This window comes from Azospirillum ramasamyi (genome assembly GCF_003233655.1).
GTDB lineage: Bacteria > Pseudomonadota > Alphaproteobacteria > Azospirillales > Azospirillaceae > Azospirillum > Azospirillum ramasamyi.
This window is the reverse complement of sequence record NZ_CP029829.1, coordinates 2,224,664-2,239,983: the sequence shown is the minus strand read 5'-3', so window position 1 is coordinate 2,239,983 and position 15,320 is coordinate 2,224,664. Positions and strand designations below refer to the sequence as shown.

Genomic DNA, 15,320 nt, shown 5'->3' with positions numbered 1-15,320 from the left:
AGCCGCGCGCCCGTTCGTGTCACGGACGGATTTCTGGACCGAGTCCTGTCCGGCGTCAGGCCGCCTTGGACAGCACCGACTCCAGACGCTCCGTCGCCTTGGTTTCGTCGATCTTCTCGACGGCGGCCAGTTCGCGGGCCAGACGCTCCAGGGCGGCCTGATAGATCTGGCGCTCGCTGTAGGACTGGTCGGACTGGTCGGCGCCGCGGTACAGGTCGCGCACCACCTCGGCGATGGACACCGGATCGCCTGAGTTGATCTTGGCCTCATACTCCTGGGCGCGGCGGCTCCACATCGTGCGGCGGACGCGCGAACGGCCCTGCAGCGTCTCCAGCGCGACCTTGATGCGGTCCTTGGAGGACAGGCGGCGCAGGCCGGCGTTGCGGGCCTTGGTAACCGGAACCTTGAGCGTCATCCGCTCTTTCTCGAACGTGATCGCGTAGAGTTGAACCTCGAGTCCGGCGATGCTGTGGGTCTCGATCCCTTCGACCCGACCGACGCCATGAGCCGGATAAACGACGAAGTCACCGGCTTCGAAGTCAAGCTTGTTCGACATTTGGATTGGCTCTCACTTCTCGCGATCGCGCCATTTTGCCGCCCCGGTGGAAGGGACGAAAAAGGACCCCGGACAGTTATGGCGCCGTGGGGATGGTGCCCATCCACGACGATCACAAAAGCCACGGGTCCTTGAACAGAGGGAAAACCGGCAATGACGCGGAGGCCGGTCTCCGGGCGCGCATTATAGCGATGTTACGCTCGAGTTACAAAGGGAACGCGCAAGCATCCGGGTGGAAAATGTCCAAACCCGGCCATGGCCGCCCCGTCGATTTTGCATAGCAACTTCGGAGCGTGCAATCGGTTGATGCGGCCCGACTCGGAAGAGTCGCGGGTTTTCCCCCGGGGGAAGACCGGCAAGCCGGGCCGCATCCGCTGGTGTGTCTCAGCCGCCCGCCTTGGGGGAGAAGAACTTCTCGAACTTGCCGTCCACGCCCTTGAACTCGTCGGCGTCCGCCGGCGCGTCCTTCTTGCGGGTGATGTTCGGCCACTGGCCCGAATAGTCGCGGTTCAGCTCCAGCCACTTGGTCGCGCGGTCGTCGGTATCGGGGACGATCGCCTCGGCCGGGCATTCCGGCTCGCACACGCCGCAGTCGATGCACTCGTCGGGGTGGATGACCAGCATGTTCTCACCCTCGTAGAAGCAATCCACGGGGCAGACTTCGACGCAGTCGGTGTACTTGCACTTGATGCAGCCGTCGGTGACGACGTAGGGCATGATCTCTTCTCCGCTGTTCCGGCCTGCGGTGTCGGCCGCGCGTCGCTGTTCCGGTATCGCCCCCGATGGACACCTTGGGGGCGGATCGAAGCGGTTTCCAAATGGTCGCGCGCGTGGCACCGGGCCGGATGGCCAACCCGCGCCTGCCTAGCACGCCGCCGACAGGCCGTTCAACCCCGCGTGTGATGTGGGCGACCCTGCCGCACCGTCAATGGCGTCTTTCACGGCGGGCCGTCCGACACCGCCGCCAGGAAGGCGCGCAGGCTGCCCGTCTCGATGGAGTCGGTGCGGCGGATGAATTGGGTGGGCATGCGGGCCAGCGCGCCTGGCAGCGGCCGGGCCGCCAGCAGCTCCCGCCAGGGATCGCGCTCCACCACCGAGCGCGGCATCACCGTCACCCCCATGCCGGCGCCGACGCAGCCGAGGATGGCGTCCAGCGCGCCGAACTCCATGACGCGGTAGGGGACGCGCCCGGCCTCGCGCATCGCCATCTCGGCCCGGCCGCGATAGGCGCAGGCGCGGCCGAAGACGATCAGGGTGCGGCGGGCGCTGTCGGTGGTCAGGCCGGCGGCGGGCTCGGCCAGCACCAACTCCTCGTCGAAGATGCGCCGGGCGGTCAGGTCGGGATGCTCCACCGCGCCGCCGACGAAGGCGCCGTCCAGCCGCCCGGCCAGCACCTCGGCCAGCAGGGTCTCGGTCGGGCCGGGGGCGATGGTCAGCTCCACGTCGGGATTGTCGCGGTGGAAGCGGGCCAGGATCGGCGGCAGCCGCACCGCGGCGGTCGATTCCATGCTGCCCACCGCCAGCCGCCCGCCGTGTCCGGCGGCCTCCGCCACCGCGTCGCGGGCCTGGGCGACCAGCCGAAGCACCCGGTCGGCATAGCCGGCCAGCACCCGCCCGGCCGGCGTCGGCTCCATCCCGCGGCTGAGGCGCAGGAACAGGTCGACGCCCAAATCCTCTTCCAGCCGCTTGACCCGCGCGGTGACGTTGGACTGCACGCAGTTCAGCGCCTCGGCCGCCCGGCTGACGCTGCCGGTGTCAGCCACCGCCTTCACCACCCGCAAACCGGCGAGATCCATCGCGACGCCTCCTGCCTGCCATCGCCATGCCTCCGCAGCCCGATGTCGACGCATGGCACCCATCGCTGGGAGTGGAGCTTATCATCAGAACAATTCATTGGAAACGAGGGGCGGGCCACGGCCATGATAGGCAACCAAATCAATCGGCTGACCAAACGGTTCGCATTTTCGAACCTTTTCCCAAACGAGCCGGCCGAAAACCGAGGGGACGTGGATCATGGTTCGGGTTCTGGTCGGCGGCGTGATCGGGCTCGCCATCGCGATGGGGGTTGCGCGTTTCGCCTTCACCCCGATCCTGCCGGCGATGCAGGCGGCGACCGGGCTGGGGACCGACGGGGCGGGGCTGCTCGCCTCGCTGAACTATCTGGGCTATTTCGTCGGCGCGTTGGGGATGGGGCTGGTGCCGCACGGCGTCGCGCGCACCGCCGTGTTCCGGCTGTCGCTGCTGCTCAGCGTCGTCACCACCGCGGCGATGGGGCTCGACCTGGGCGACGCCGGGCAGGCGATGCCGGTCTGGCTGGTCCTGCGCTTCCTGTCGGGGGTGTCGAGCGCCGGCATCTTCATCCTGGGCGTCGCCATCGTGCTGGACACGCTGACGCGGCAGGGCGGGGAACGCTTCGCCGGCTGGCTCTACACCGGGGTCGGGCTCGGCATCGCCTCGTCGGGGCTGTTCGTGGCGCTGTTCGGCGGGCGGCTGGGCTGGGCGGGCGACTGGCTGGCGCTGGCGGCGATCTGCGCGGTGCTGGGGCTGCTGCCCGGCCTCTGGGTGCGCGATCCGGCGCAGCCGCCGCAAGCCGCCGCGGCCGGGACGGCGGGGAACGCCGCCGCAGCAGCGCGGGCGGGCGGGCTGTCGGCGCCGCTTCTGCTGCTGACTGTGGCCTATTTCCTGGAAGGCGGCGGCTACATCGTGTCGGCCACCTTCCTGGTGTCGATCCTGAAGACCGATCCCGGCACCGCCGCGGTGGGCGAGGCGGCCTGGATGGTGGCCGGGCTGGGGGCTGTCGGCGCGGGAGTGTTCTGGGCCGCGGTCGCCCGGCGGACCGGCAGCTGGTGGTCGCTGATCCTGGCGCATCTGACGCAGGCCGTCGCCATCCTGCTGCCGATGACCGGTTCGCCGACGGTCGCCGTCATCTCCGCCCTGCTGTTCGGCGGCACCTTCGTCGGCATCGTGTCGCAGGCATTCGCCCTGGGGCGGCAGCTGTCGGCCGGCGCATCGGCCAAGGTGGTGGGAGCGCTGACCGCCGCCTATGGGCTGGGCCAGATCATCGGGCCGCTGCCGGCCGGGCTGGTGGTGACGCACACCGGCAGCTTCAACGCCGCGCTGCTGGGGGCCGCCGCCGCCGTGCTGCTCGGGGCGCTGCTGCTGGCGCTCGGCATGGTGATCGCCGCCCGGCGGTCGGCGGCGGAACCGGCGCTGGCCACCCCCAATGCTTCGTAAGTATTCGTAAGGTTTGCCTGCGACAATCGGCGCCGCGCCCGCAGCAATGCCGCTGTTCTCCCGGATCGTCCGCTTTGGCTACAGTCTGGCGCACAACAACCAGACCCGGGGGAGTCCATGAAACGCAAGCTGGTTCCGGACGTCGTGAAGTCGCAGGAACTGATCCTGGTGCCGGAGGACACCTCCGTCGCCACCGTGTCGAAGATGATGGCCGACAAGAACATCGGCGCGGTGCTGGTGGTGAACCATGGCGCGCTGATCGGCATCGTCACCGAGCGCGACCTGAACAACAAGGTGCTGTCGAAGGATCTCGACCCGTCGGCGGTGGAGGTGGGGGCGGTGATGACCCGCAACCCGGACAGCCTGCCGCCCGACGCCGATGCGGTCGATGCGCTGAAGCTGATGCACGACAAGCATTACCGCCACCTGCCCATCACCCAGGGCAAGCGCGCGGTCGGCATCGTGTCGATCCGTGACCTGTTCAAGGTCGCCTACGAGCACATGATGGCCGAACGCGCCGAGGCGTGATGGATGAAGGGGGCGCCTCGCCAGGCGCGCGCGCCCCCTTCATCCTCGATGCGCCCTCACTGCTTCGCGGTCGCCTTGCGCTTGGCCAGCAGGTTCAGCGCCTCCACCAGGGTGGAGAAGGCGATGGCGAAGTACAGGTAGCCCTTGGGGATGTGGAAGCCCAGGCCGTCCGCCACCAGCGCCACGCCGACCAGCAGCAGGAAGGACAGCGCCAGCATCTTCACCGTGACGTGACGGTTGACGAAGTCGCCGACCGGGCCGGAGGCGAACAGCATCACAGCCATGGCGATGACGACGGCGGCGACCATCACCGGCAGATGGTCGGACATGCCGACGGCGGTGATGACGCTGTCGAGCGAGAAGACGATGTCCAGGAACATGATCTGGACGACCACCGAGGTGAAGGTGGCGTGCTTCGGCGCGCTGCCTTCCTCCTCATGGCCTTCGACGGTGTGGTGGATCTCCAGCGTGCCCTTGGCCAGCAGGAACAGGCCGCCCAGCACCAGGATCAGGTCGCGCCCCGACACGTCCCATCCGGCGACGGTGAACAGCGGCTGGGTCAGCTGCGCCACCCAGGCGATGGAGGCGAGCAGGGCCAGGCGCGTCAGCAGCGCCAGCGCCAGACCGACCTGACGGGCGCGCTGCTGCTGTTCGGCCGGCAGCTTCGACGCCATGATCGAGATGAAGATGATGTTGTCGATGCCCAGCACGATCTCCAACGCGGTCAACGTCAGAAGGCTGGCCCAGACATTCGGGTCTGCAAGCAGGTCGAGCATGGAGAAGCGGGGCTCCGGCGGTCGGTGGCGCTGTCAGGGGACCATGCGCCGGCACCGCGAGGCGCCAGCGTGACCGCGCGCAAGTTATATCGCTCCCCGTCCTCTGCAAGTGAGGCGAGCGATTTCACCGCAGGAATTCGGTTGTAGCCGCTCCGGCGGAGATGGGATGCCGGGGGGGCGATGCAAGAGGGCCGATGCAAGAGGGCCGATGCGGGGCCGATCAGGATCCGAAGGCCCGGTTCCCCCAGGCCGCAGCCTCCGTCCGGCTGGTCTCCTTCCGTCCGTTGTCGGTCCGTCCGGCCTCCAGCCGGGGTGTCCAGGCGCGGCGGCGCACCGCCATCTGCAGGCGGCAATCCTGAGAGCAGTAGCGCGGCGCCGGACCACGCGCGGACGTGCGGACGAACGGCCTGCCGCAGCAGGCGCAATAGAGGGTGGTCATGGTCGTTTCCTCCGAAACGGGCGGCCGTTTGCCGGCCTTGCCCCGCGCCGCGGGATTGAAAGTCCCCGCAGCCTTGCTGATGCTTTGGCTGTATTGTGTCCAGGGGTTGCAGGCCCTGCCACCGTTCAAAAGGCATAAGACGCGGCAGGGGGGAAGTATTGGCTTCGGGAAATCCGAGCAGAGGCAGCGGCTTAGATGATCCTGCGCGTCAATTCGCCGCGCCAGTTCGCCGCATCCTGTCTGTCTGCGGCGGCATCTGCATTCTTCTCTTTCAGCGATTTCCGGCAGCGATTTCCGGCGGAAGCCTGGCAGGCACATGTATTCCTTTCGACCGGCCGTCTGGAAAGATGGGATGCGATGACGCCGGAACGTCTCGCAATCCTCCCGGGAACCGGAAGCGGCGGCCATCGGCGTCTGAAGCCGCAGCGGCTGAAGATTGTCGGCAAGGATATCCGGCTATGGTATTTGCTGGGTGGACGAACTTTGCGCGTCGCGTGCGGAACCCGTGGGGGCGGTGACGGGTTCTCCCCTTGCGGGCCTTCGCGCGTCCGGCGCGGGACCGACTGATCGGGGGACTTGCGATGATCGACGCCACCCGCACACGCCGACGCGACTTTGCCGAAGATGTCCCGCCGGGCGGTTCCGGCAGCACCGTCCCCATCGATTTCCAGCGGCTGGAGCGGCTTCGCCGCCTGTCCCGGCTGATGGACAGCCGCTGGCGCATTCCCTTCACCCGCATCCCGATCGGGCTGGACGGCATTGCCAGCATCGTGCCGGTGGCGGGGGATACCGTGACCGCCGTGGTCTCGGCCTACATCATCCTGGAAGCGGCCCGCTTCGACCTGCCCAAGTCGCTGCTGGCCCGCATGGCCCTCAACGTCGCGCTGGACTGGGCCGCCGGGTCGGTTCCGGTGGTGGGGACGATCTTCGACGTCGCCTTCAAGGCCAACCGGATAAACGTGAACCTGCTGCACGAGCATCTGGAACAGCGTCTGGCCGCAGCCGGGACCAAATCCGGAACCACAGCCGGGGCGAGGCGCTGACGGCAGCGGTGCCTGCGCTCTTGACGTGGATCAAGGCGGGGTTGGGGTGGCTGCGGCACTCTGTCGCTCATGAATGCCATCACCGCCCTGGCCGTACAGCCGGCCCCCGCCAATCCACCCCATTCCCATGGTGTCGATGCCGCGCTGCTCGCCAAGTATGACGGGCTGCGGGTGCCGCGCTACACCAGCTACCCGACCGCGCCGCACTTCACGCCCGAGGTGAACGGCGACGTCTATGGCGGCTGGCTTGAGGCGATCGATCCCGCGTGCTCCGGGTCGCTCTACCTGCATGTGCCCTTCTGCCAGAAGATGTGCTGGTACTGCGGCTGCCACACCAAGATCGTGGCCCGCTATGATCCGATCGCGGAGTATCTCGGCCATATGCGGCGCGAGATCGCGATGGTGGCCGATCGCATTCCCGGCCGGCTGGCGGTGCGCCACATCCATTTCGGCGGCGGCACCCCGACCATGATGGCGCCCGGCGATTTCGAGGCGATGATCGCGCTGTTGCGCACCCGCTTCGACGTCGCCGCCGATGCCGAGCTGGCGGTGGAGATCGACCCCCGCACCCTGACGGCGGAGATGGCGGCGGCGCTGGGCCGCGCCGGGGTCAACCGCGCCTCGCTGGGCGTGCAGGATTTCGACGGGACGGTGCAGCAGGCGATCAACCGCGTCCAGCCGCGCGCCGTGACCGAACAGGCGCTGGCCTGGTTGAAGGAGGCCGGCATCGCCAGCGTCAACCTCGACCTGATGTACGGCCTGCCGCACCAGTCGGTGGAGAGCGTCACCCGCTCCGCCGAGATCGCGCTGGAGATGGCGCCCGACCGGCTGTCGGTCTTCGGCTACGCCCATGTGCCGTGGATGAAGACCCACCAGAAGAAGATCGACGAAGCCGTGCTGGCCGACTCGCTCGGCCGCTGGGAGCAGTTCGCCGCCATCGGCGACACGCTGGCCGCCGCCGGGTACAGCGCCATCGGTCTCGACCATTTCGCCCGCCCCGGCGACGAGCTGGCGGTGCAGCAGGAGGAAGGGCGGCTGGGCCGCAACTTCCAGGGCTACACCACCGATGACGCCGAGGTTCTGCTGGGTTTCGGCTCCTCCTCCATCGGCGCGCTGCCGCAGGGCTATGTGCAGAACGCCGTGCCCTTCGACCACTACGCCACCGCTATCGAGGAAGGCCGCCTGCCCACCGGCAAGGGCATCGCGCTGACCCGGGACGACAAGGTGCGGCGCGACCTGATCATGCGGCTGATGTGCGACCTGTCGGTCGACACAGCCGCCATCGCCCGCAGCCACGGCTTGGCCGAATCCGCCTTCGACGCCGAACTGGAAGGCATGGCCGATCTGGTCGCCGACGGTGTCGCGGTGGTGGAGGGCCGGCGTGTGCATGTGCCGGAGAGCGCCCGCCCGCTGATGCGCATCGTCGCCGCCCGCTTCGACACCCACCTGTCCAAGGGCGCTGGCCGGCACAGCCGGGCGGTCTGAGGGCCGGAAGCTCAGACGGGCGGTCTTCAAGAAGAAAAGGCGGCCGGCGCCACCCGCCGACCGCCTTTTCCCGTGCCGCGCATCCGAACCCACACGTCTGCGCGGCAATCCCGCCGATTTCCTGTCTCGAAACTCGCCCTGCGGCATGGCCGTCCGGCCAGTGTCGGAGATGTGCCGCTTGTCGGGATACGCATCGAGATACGCAGGCCGGGGGTGAACTCCTGCGCTCCGGTTTCGGGTCCGAGTTCGGCTCCGGGACCGGCTACCCCAAAAAGCTCATAGCGATCCTGGTTGCGCTGCGGTAGCGGAAAGGAGCGCGCCTCCTGTATGGTCGCGCTGAAGGCCCATGGCCTTTCCTGCCTTCACTCTGCCCCCTCCAAGGTGAGCGATGATCCGGCGTTTGCGTACCCTTCCGCTGATGGTGGCCCTGGTCACGCTGACGGTTTCCGGCTGCATGCCGTACCAGCGCGTTCCCAACCCCCCGACCGTGCGCAGCGCGCCCGACTCCGGAGCCGGGCTGGAGCCCATGTACGGGGAATGGCAGGTGGACAGATCGACTCCGGTCTATGCACGGCCCGCTGCCGGGTCGGGCGTCGTCGCCACGCTGGGCGCCGGGCAGGCGGTCAGCACGCTGGGCCGGGTGCGCAACAGCGACTGGGTGGCGGTGAAGGCCGGCGGCTCCACCGCCTATGTCCGGCTGCACCTGCTGAGCCTGAAGGGCAACACGCCGCGCGGCAGCCGCGGCACCTCCACCACCCTGGAAAAGCCCGTCGACAATGCCGGCCCGACCATCAAGGCGGCACCGCGCGGCAAGATCGGCGCCACACCCATCGCCAACTGACCCGGGCGATCGCATACCCGCCACATCCGGTCCCAGGATCCTGTCCCAGCACAAGACAGGAGTCGCAGACTCCCCCTCGACAAGGCTCCGTGATAGAACATATCAGGAACATATGCCTGATGAGCGGAGCCGAGTCATGTCCACCCTGCCGTCCCCCTCCGTGCCCGCGCACTCTGCGCCGCGCGACCGTGCCGGCGTGCTGGCCGATCTGCGCGCGCGCATCCGGCGGATCGAGGGGGTGGGCGGGGAGGACGGGCGGATCCTGCCATTCGGGGTGGAGTCGATCGACGCCCATCTGCCCGACGGCGGCCTGCCGCTGGGCTGCCTGCATGCGGTGACGGCGGAGGATCCGGGGGCGGGCACCGGCTTCGCCGCCACTCTGCTGGGCCGGCTGGCGACGCCCAAGGCTCCGGCATTGTGGATCCTGCGGGGACGCGACCTCTATGCGCCGGGGCTGGCGGCCCATGGGCTGACGCCGGACCGGCTGGTGGCGGTGCGGGCGGTGCGGGCGGCCGATGCGCTGTGGGCGATGGAGGAGGCGCTGCGCTGTTCCGCCCTGTCGGCGGTGCTGGGCGAGTTGGAGGGGCTGGACCTTACCGCCAGCCGGCGGCTGCAGCTGGCCGCCGAATCGTCGGGGGTGACCGGCTTCCTGCTGGACCTGAGCGCCGGAGCGCCGGGCGGCAGGAACAGGCGGTCGAGGGAGAGGGGGCCGGAGGGGCTCAGTGCCGCGGTGACGCGCTGGCGTCTGGATGCTGCGCCCAGCCGGGATGATGAGGAGGATAGGGCTCCGCGCCCGGCCGGAGGCCTGCCGGGATTGGGAGCGCCGCGCTGGTCCGTCGCGCTGGAACGCTGCCGTGGCGGCCGTCCGGGCCGCTGGACCCTGATCCGGGAGGAGGAGGGCTGGCGCGATGCCGGAGATTCCGACATCGGAGATACCAACGCTGGAGATCCCGGCATTGCAGACCCGCGGGCGGGAAATCTGTGGCGGATGTCCGACATCCGACACTCAAGCCGGGAAGGCGGCCTGTCGGTTCACCGCCCGGCTGGCGCCGGCCGGTGAGTGCCGTCAGGAGTGGCCGCTCAGTAGTCGGTCGCCCAATCGGGCTCGCGGCGGCTGGGCTGTTCTGAGCCGTCCGGCTCGGTCATCCAACGCGGATCGTCGGCGTCCAGCGGCGCGTAAAGCGGCAGCTGGCGGGCGAATTCCGCGCTGTCGGCATCGCGGCGCTGCTTCAGCAGGCGGTCGGCAAGGTGGGCGGGCAGCATGGCAGGTCTCCTTCTGAGCGCCGGATGGCACCGCGGATCAGCCTGACAAAGGCCGGTCCTGGCCCACCCGTCGTCCTGTTTGCCTGGATACTAACTACGCAAGTTCCAGGCCAGCTGTTAAGCGCGTCACACAAGGTCCATGACACACGACGAATCTCTACAAACGGTTTATACGAAGCCAGTTTGAACCCAGATGAACAGGTGTGACGCGGTGTGTGGTCGGGGGGATCTGTCGTAAGTGCCGTGGCGGCGGTCACCGTTCGGTCGGCGTTCGCCCCTTGGAGTGTGAGATGTGTTCCCTTCCGCGCCGTTCCAACCCATATTCGCGGCCAATCCTCTTCAAGGAATGCGTACCTCCCATGCACAGCGCCCCCGCCCCCGAATCTTGCCCCAACTGCCTAAAACCTGATCACCTGTGCATTTGCGAGGCAGTGCAGCCGATCGACAACGGCGTGTTCCTGCTGATCCTGCAGCACCCGCAGGAGAAGCGGGAGAATCTCGGCACCGCCCAGATCGCCCATCTGCAGTTCGCCAATTCGATGGTGAAGGTCGGGCTGAGCTGGCCGGGGCTGAAGCGCATTTTGGGGCGCGAGGTCGATCCCAAGCGCTGGGGCGTCCTGTATCTCGGCCCGGTGAAGGAGGGCGGCGCCCCCAGGGCCGAGGTGGCGGTGGTCGACAGGAACGGCGAGCCGCTCCGCGACAGCGCCGAGATCCTCGAGGATCTGGAGGGCGTCATCGTCCTGGACGGCACCTGGAGCCAGGCCAAGACCCTGTGGTGGCGCAATGCCTGGCTGCTGAAGTGCCGCCGCATCGTGCTGAACCCGCAGTTCCGCTCGCTCTACGGGCAGGCGCGCAAGGAGCCGCGGCGCGACAGCGTCTCCACCCTGGAAGCCGGCGCCTTCCTGCTGTCGCGGCTGGAGGGCGATCAGGCGATCCTCGACACCGCGCTGAAGCCCTTCTCCCTGCTGCTGAAGAAGCTGCGCCAGCCCCGTCCGCGCCCGGCCCGGCCCCCGCGCGGCGATGCCGGCAGCGATGCGGATGGCGGCGGCGGCGATAGCGGCGGGGAGGACTGATCTCTTTCGGCGAATCTTCTTCGATCGCTCGCGCCGCTGCAACGAACCGGCGGCTCGGCAGTTGATAAGGGATGAGAGGGCCGGATCCGGACCGGCCGTGGCATCCATCAGAGCGAAGGAAGGAGACGCGCTTTGCGAGGCATCCTGTTGTGGCTGGTCGGCATTCCGATCCCGATCATCATCCTGCTGTATCTGTTCAACATTCTCTGACCGGCCGTATCCGGGCGAATCGGCCCGCATACGAACGGTTGCCGGGTTGACGGGGGCGCGGCGCGGGGTGCCAAATGCGGCCTCCGGCCCCGCGCTTTCCCTCCTATCCGCAATCGAACGAGAGAATGATGGCCAGCGATTTCGTTCCCTTCGGCCTGACCGTCTGCGGTCTCAGCGAGCTTTGCAATTTCGGCGGTGGCAAGGTCAGCCATGTGCTGTCCATTCTCGATCCCGAGATGGCCGAGCCAAGCGATTTCGGCGATTACGGCGAGCATGAACGGCTGGAACTGCGCTTCCACGACATCATCGAGCCGACCCGCGGCCAGATCGCGCCGGAACGTTCCGACGTGGAGCGCATCCTGGACTTCGGCCGCGACCTTCTGTCCGATCCGGTGGACTGCCGCCATCTGCTGGTCCACTGCCATGCCGGCGTGTCGCGCTCCACCGCCGCCCTGACCATGATCCTGGCCCAGGCCCAGCCCGACCGCCCGGCCGCCGACGCGGTCGCCGCCGTGGTCGCCATCCGCGCCCAGACCTGGCCCAACCTGCGCATGATCGAATTCGCCGATGACATCCTCGGCCGCCGGGGCGAACTGGTCGCCGCCGTGCGCCAGCGGCACTTCACCCTGGGCAAGCAGCGCCCCGAACTGGTCCAGTTCATGATCGACAACGGCCGCATCCGCGAGGTCGAGGATCTGATCGACTGAGCAGTGCGTCGGGATCCTCTCGGCCGTCATTCCCACCTCCGCGGGGATGACGAGGGAAAAGAACCGCCTGAAAATTCACGACCCCTACCGCAGCGGCGAGGTCACCACGTCGACCGACGTCTCGGCCACCGTGCCGGCGATGTCAACGGCGGTGCCGGCGAGGCTGGCCGCACCGCTGGCCACGCCGGCGACGGCGCCGCAGCCGGCCAGCGAAGCGCCGAGCAGCAGCAGGGCGGCGAGGGGGAGAAGGCGGCGGCTGATGGGGCGGCGGGACATGGCGTCCTCCTGAAACGAGAGCCCAAAAAAGAAATCGGCGGGAATTGCAGCACGCAATCCCCACCGATTCGTTAATTCAGGCTTTTAGCGCAAAGGCCGAGTTGCCCCTGCCGCTCAGAACTCCTTCCAGTCGTCGTCGTCGCTGACGCTGTGCTTCAGCACCGGAACCGTCGCCGCCGTGCCGCGCGACGGGGCGTCGGTGCGGGCCGTAGGCTTGGCCGAAACATGGCCGTGGGCGGCGCGGGCGGCGGGCTTCGCCGCCGGCTTGGCGGCCGTGGCGCGGGCCGGGGACTGGTGCTGGGTCTGGGGCTGGGCCGGGGCGCGGCGGGTGGCCGGGGCGGAGTAGGTGCCGGTCATGGCATGGGACGCCGCGGCATAGCCGGAACCGGCGGCCTGCTCGAACTTGAAGAACCCGACCAGCGACTTCAGGTCGCCGGCCTGACTGCTCATCGACTGGGCGGCGGCGGTGGTCTCTTCCACCAGGGCGGCGTTCTTCTGCGTCATCTCGTCCATGTTGGCGACGGTCGAGTTGATCTCGTCCAGCGCCGTCGCCTGCTCGGCCGAGGCCGAGGCCATCTCGGCGATCAGGGTCGCCACCTGCTGCACGCCCGACACGATGCCCTGCAGCGCGTCGCCGGCCTTGCTGACCAGATCGACGCCGTCCTTGACCTGGGCGTCGCTGTCCAGGATCAGGCCCTTGATTTCCTTCGAGGCCTGGGCGGAGCGCTGGGCCAGCTGCCGCACCTCCTGCGCCACCACGGCGAAGCCGCGTCCGGCATCGCCGGCGCGCGCAGCCTCCACCGCCGCGTTCAGCGCCAGGAGATTGGTCTGGAAGGCGATCTCGTCGATCACGCCGATGATGTCGGTGATCTTGCGGCTGGATTCCTCGATCCGGCGCATCGCCTCGATGGCGGAGCCGGCGACGCCGCCGCCGGATTCGGCGGAGTTGCGGGCCTGGGTCGCCATCACGTTGGCGCGCTGGGCATTGTCGGCGTTGGAGCGCACGGTCGCCCCCAGCTCCTCCATGCTGGCCGCGGTCTCCTCCAGCGAGGAGGCCTGCTGCTCGGTCCGGTCGGCGAGGTCGGAGGAGCCGAGCGACACCTCGGCGGCGGCGGCGGCGATGGTCTCGGCCGCCTGGGTGATCTGCCCGACGATCTCGGCCAACCGGGTGGAGGTGGCGTTGACGTCGGTCTTCACCTGCTCGAAGGCGCCCTGGTAGTCGCGGGTGACGCGGCGGTTCAGGTCGCCCTGGGCCAATGCGCTCAGCACCTCGCCCAGGTCGGCGATGACCGCCTCCACCGTGTCGGTCAGGCGGTTGATGCCCTCCGACATGGTCCTGTAGAAGCCCTCCTTGCCGGCCAGGTCGATGCGGCGCTCCAGGTCGCCCTTCGACACGGCGTCGATCAGGCCGGCGATCTCCTCGCCGATGGCCTGCTCACGGGCGCGCTGGGCTTCCGCGGCGCGGCGCTCGGTTTCCAGCCGCTCGCGCTCGGCCTCGTCCATCCGCTTCTTCTCGATGGCGTTCTCCTTGAACACCAGGACCGCCTTGGCCATGTGGCCGATCTCGTCGCGGTTCTCCAGGGCCGGGACGTCGACGGCAAGGTTGCCGGCGGCCAGCTCGGTCATCGTGCCCGTCATCTGGACCACCGGGCGGACGATGGAGCGGGCGGTGATCAGGGCGATCAGGATGCCGAGCGCGATGGCGCCCACCGCCATGCCGATCAGCAGGGTGGTGGTGCTGTCCATGTCGGTCTGCGCGCCGGTCAGCACCGTCTTGCGCGTATCGGACTGCGAGGCGACGGACGCCCTGACCAGATCGGCGAATTCCTCCGCATCCTTCACCATGGTGACGAAGGCCAGCGTATGGGAATCCTGGACCGCGGCGACCACGCGCTTGAAGCTGTCCAGGTACCGGCCCGCGGTCTGCACCGCATCCTCGGCGATGCGTCTCTGCGCCGGATCGGTCAGGCGGGCGGCCAGGGCGGTGGCGGTCTTGATGAAGCCCTCCATGCGGGTGCGGACCTCCTCCTCGGCCTTCGCCGTCGGCTCCGTCAGGAAGCGCTGGGCGCTGAGGCGGGCGAGGATCAGGGCTTCCAGGGCCTGCCCGGCATAGGCGGCGGATTCGTATTCGCCGGAAGCGATGGCGGCGGCTGAGAACTGGCTCAACCCTTCCAGCGCCTTGACACCCAGCGGGACCAACTCGTCCGACACCAGGCGGTCGCGCTGTTCGCGCAGCCGCACCAGCTTGCCGAAATTGGCGCCGTAGCTGTCGATCTGCAGGATCATCCGGTCGAGGTTGGCGCGGAGGCCGGAATCCTGCGTGGTGTCGCGCGTGGTGCGCAGCGCCTCGGCCAGCGTCTTCTGCTGCGCCTGGATCGGTTCGATCAGGGCGCCGTTGCCGGAGAAGGAATAGTTGACCACGTTCCGGCGCATGTCGACGACCGCGCGGTCGATGTCGGAAATCCTGAGCGAGTTGTCCGAAATCGACGCGTAGCGGGTGAAGCCCGTCTCCATCGTCGACAGCGACCGGACGCCCAGCGCGGCCACCAGGACAAGGAGGACGAGGATCAGAAGGAAACCCACCTGGATGCGGGTACCCACCTTGAATCGGCCGGCGAAACTGGCGTTCTGCATGGTCAAATGCCTTGGTCTGCGGTGCGGGTCGAACGCGATATGCCCGGCAGAGTACAGGAAGATGGTTTCCAGTCCGTTGCCATCGCGACCGGAAATGCACTGAAAGCTGCCCAGGGCCGCGCCAAAAACGTGCCAAGGCGGTGACATGCCCCTTTGACGACGCTGTACGGATCCCTAGGTTAGGTCGCCTGATCCCAATCCGTTGCGACGGCTCTTCGGAACGGCGCCATCCCGCCACGATTTCCGAACAATCCC

General features: G+C 68.4%; 17 protein-coding genes. 9 read left to right on the top strand and 8 right to left on the bottom strand.

The window, feature by feature from the left end:
- Positions 1-55: 55 nt before the first annotated feature.
- From DM194_RS10505 to DM194_RS10495, 3 genes are all read right to left on the bottom strand, one after another.
- The gene (locus DM194_RS10505) at positions 56-556 is read right to left on the bottom strand and encodes a CarD family transcriptional regulator (RefSeq protein WP_014248912.1); all 501 of its coding nucleotides are present in this window, start codon (positions 554-556) and stop codon (positions 56-58) included.
- 384 nt (positions 557-940) lie between these two features.
- Positions 941-1,273 (bottom strand): ferredoxin FdxA, encoded by a 333-nt coding sequence (fdxA, locus tag DM194_RS10500; RefSeq protein ID WP_042693590.1) that lies wholly within the window; start codon positions 1,271-1,273, stop codon positions 941-943.
- A gap of 221 nt (positions 1,274-1,494) precedes the next feature.
- The gene (locus tag DM194_RS10495; protein ID WP_162629994.1) at positions 1,495-2,352 is read right to left on the bottom strand and encodes a LysR substrate-binding domain-containing protein; all 858 of its coding nucleotides are present in this window, start codon (positions 2,350-2,352) and stop codon (positions 1,495-1,497) included.
- Positions 2,353-2,569: 217 nt separating this feature from the next.
- Between DM194_RS10495 and DM194_RS10490 the strand changes: the two genes are divergently transcribed.
- Positions 2,570-3,790 (top strand): YbfB/YjiJ family MFS transporter, encoded by a 1,221-nt coding sequence (locus DM194_RS10490; protein WP_111067267.1) that lies wholly within the window; start codon positions 2,570-2,572, stop codon positions 3,788-3,790.
- 117 nt (positions 3,791-3,907) lie between these two features.
- Entirely contained in the window at positions 3,908-4,318 is a 411-nt protein-coding gene (locus DM194_RS10485) for a CBS domain-containing protein (protein ID WP_111067266.1), read from the top strand.
- A gap of 56 nt (positions 4,319-4,374) precedes the next feature.
- Here the strand turns inward: DM194_RS10485 and DM194_RS10480 are convergent, their stop codons facing one another.
- Together DM194_RS10480 and DM194_RS10475 are read right to left on the bottom strand one after the other, a co-directional pair.
- Positions 4,375-5,094, bottom strand: a complete 720-nt coding sequence (locus DM194_RS10480) for a TerC family protein (RefSeq protein ID WP_111067265.1) — start codon at positions 5,092-5,094, stop codon at positions 4,375-4,377.
- 220 nt (positions 5,095-5,314) lie between these two features.
- A complete protein-coding gene (locus DM194_RS10475; protein WP_111067264.1) occupies positions 5,315-5,533 on the bottom strand; it encodes a hypothetical protein in 219 nt (72 codons plus the stop codon).
- Positions 5,534-5,728: 195 nt separating this feature from the next.
- Here DM194_RS10475 and DM194_RS28075 point away from each other — a divergent pair, with 195 nt between their 5' ends.
- From DM194_RS28075 to DM194_RS10455, 5 genes are all read left to right on the top strand, one after another.
- A complete protein-coding gene (locus DM194_RS28075; RefSeq protein ID WP_162629993.1) occupies positions 5,729-6,100 on the top strand; it encodes a hypothetical protein in 372 nt (123 codons plus the stop codon).
- Positions 6,101-6,114: 14 nt separating this feature from the next.
- Positions 6,115-6,576 (top strand): DUF4112 domain-containing protein, encoded by a 462-nt coding sequence (locus DM194_RS10470; protein WP_111067263.1) that lies wholly within the window; start codon positions 6,115-6,117, stop codon positions 6,574-6,576.
- Positions 6,577-6,645: 69 nt separating this feature from the next.
- Positions 6,646-8,061: an oxygen-independent coproporphyrinogen III oxidase gene (hemN, locus tag DM194_RS10465; RefSeq protein WP_111067262.1), complete on the top strand. Its 1,416-nt coding sequence runs from the start codon at positions 6,646-6,648 to the stop codon at positions 8,059-8,061.
- 400 nt (positions 8,062-8,461) lie between these two features.
- On the top strand, positions 8,462-8,902 hold the full coding sequence (locus DM194_RS10460; protein WP_246024184.1) for an SH3 domain-containing protein: 441 nt from the start codon (positions 8,462-8,464) through the stop codon (positions 8,900-8,902).
- A gap of 136 nt (positions 8,903-9,038) precedes the next feature.
- On the top strand, positions 9,039-9,962 hold the full coding sequence (locus DM194_RS10455) for an ImuA family protein (RefSeq protein ID WP_111067260.1): 924 nt from the start codon (positions 9,039-9,041) through the stop codon (positions 9,960-9,962).
- Positions 9,963-9,982: 20 nt separating this feature from the next.
- Here the strand turns inward: DM194_RS10455 and DM194_RS10450 are convergent, their stop codons facing one another.
- Complete coding sequence (locus DM194_RS10450) at positions 9,983-10,165, bottom strand: hypothetical protein (RefSeq protein ID WP_111067259.1); 183 nt, start codon at positions 10,163-10,165, stop codon at positions 9,983-9,985.
- Positions 10,166-10,596: 431 nt separating this feature from the next.
- On the opposite strand from DM194_RS10450, the gene DM194_RS10445 reads away from it, so the two are divergent.
- Together DM194_RS10445 and DM194_RS10440 are read left to right on the top strand one after the other, a co-directional pair.
- Positions 10,597-11,238 (top strand): DTW domain-containing protein, encoded by a 642-nt coding sequence (locus tag DM194_RS10445; protein ID WP_246024183.1) that lies wholly within the window; start codon positions 10,597-10,599, stop codon positions 11,236-11,238.
- Between the two features lie 335 nt (positions 11,239-11,573).
- A complete protein-coding gene (locus tag DM194_RS10440; protein WP_246024182.1) occupies positions 11,574-12,155 on the top strand; it encodes a tyrosine phosphatase family protein in 582 nt (193 codons plus the stop codon).
- Between the two features lie 84 nt (positions 12,156-12,239).
- Here DM194_RS10440 and DM194_RS10435 read toward each other — a convergent pair whose 3' ends face one another.
- Positions 12,240-12,431, bottom strand: a complete 192-nt coding sequence (locus tag DM194_RS10435; RefSeq protein WP_111067257.1) for a hypothetical protein — start codon at positions 12,429-12,431, stop codon at positions 12,240-12,242.
- A gap of 114 nt (positions 12,432-12,545) precedes the next feature.
- Positions 12,546-15,065 carry a methyl-accepting chemotaxis protein gene (locus DM194_RS10430; protein WP_111067908.1) on the bottom strand — a complete coding sequence of 840 codons (2,520 nt, stop codon included), beginning with the start codon at positions 15,063-15,065 and terminating at the stop codon, positions 12,546-12,548.
- Between the last annotated feature and the right edge of the window lie 255 nt (positions 15,066-15,320).

What these genes read in the sequence shown, in the direction of transcription:
- DM194_RS10505 (WP_014248912.1), bottom strand. Translation starts at nt 556, where the DNA reads ATGTCGAACAAGCTTGACTTCGAAGCCGGTGACTTCGTCGTTTATCCG.
- fdxA (WP_042693590.1), bottom strand. Translation starts at nt 1,273, where the DNA reads ATGCCCTACGTCGTCACCGACGGCTGCATCAAGTGCAAGTACACCGAC.
- DM194_RS10495 (WP_162629994.1), bottom strand. Translation starts at nt 2,352, where the DNA reads ATGGATCTCGCCGGTTTGCGGGTGGTGAAGGCGGTGGCTGACACCGGC.
- DM194_RS10490 (WP_111067267.1), top strand. Translation starts at nt 2,570, where the DNA reads ATGGTTCGGGTTCTGGTCGGCGGCGTGATCGGGCTCGCCATCGCGATG.
- DM194_RS10485 (WP_111067266.1), top strand. Translation starts at nt 3,908, where the DNA reads ATGAAACGCAAGCTGGTTCCGGACGTCGTGAAGTCGCAGGAACTGATC.
- DM194_RS10480 (WP_111067265.1), bottom strand. Translation starts at nt 5,094, where the DNA reads ATGCTCGACCTGCTTGCAGACCCGAATGTCTGGGCCAGCCTTCTGACG.
- DM194_RS10475 (WP_111067264.1), bottom strand. Translation starts at nt 5,533, where the DNA reads ATGACCACCCTCTATTGCGCCTGCTGCGGCAGGCCGTTCGTCCGCACG.
- DM194_RS28075 (WP_162629993.1), top strand. Translation starts at nt 5,729, where the DNA reads ATGATCCTGCGCGTCAATTCGCCGCGCCAGTTCGCCGCATCCTGTCTG.
- DM194_RS10470 (WP_111067263.1), top strand. Translation starts at nt 6,115, where the DNA reads ATGATCGACGCCACCCGCACACGCCGACGCGACTTTGCCGAAGATGTC.
- hemN (WP_111067262.1), top strand. Translation starts at nt 6,646, where the DNA reads ATGAATGCCATCACCGCCCTGGCCGTACAGCCGGCCCCCGCCAATCCA.
- DM194_RS10455 (WP_111067260.1), top strand. Translation starts at nt 9,039, where the DNA reads ATGTCCACCCTGCCGTCCCCCTCCGTGCCCGCGCACTCTGCGCCGCGC.
- DM194_RS10450 (WP_111067259.1), bottom strand. Translation starts at nt 10,165, where the DNA reads ATGCTGCCCGCCCACCTTGCCGACCGCCTGCTGAAGCAGCGCCGCGAT.
- DM194_RS10440 (WP_246024182.1), top strand. Translation starts at nt 11,574, where the DNA reads ATGATGGCCAGCGATTTCGTTCCCTTCGGCCTGACCGTCTGCGGTCTC.
- DM194_RS10435 (WP_111067257.1), bottom strand. Translation starts at nt 12,431, where the DNA reads ATGTCCCGCCGCCCCATCAGCCGCCGCCTTCTCCCCCTCGCCGCCCTG.
- DM194_RS10430 (WP_111067908.1), bottom strand. Translation starts at nt 15,065, where the DNA reads ATGCAGAACGCCAGTTTCGCCGGCCGATTCAAGGTGGGTACCCGCATC.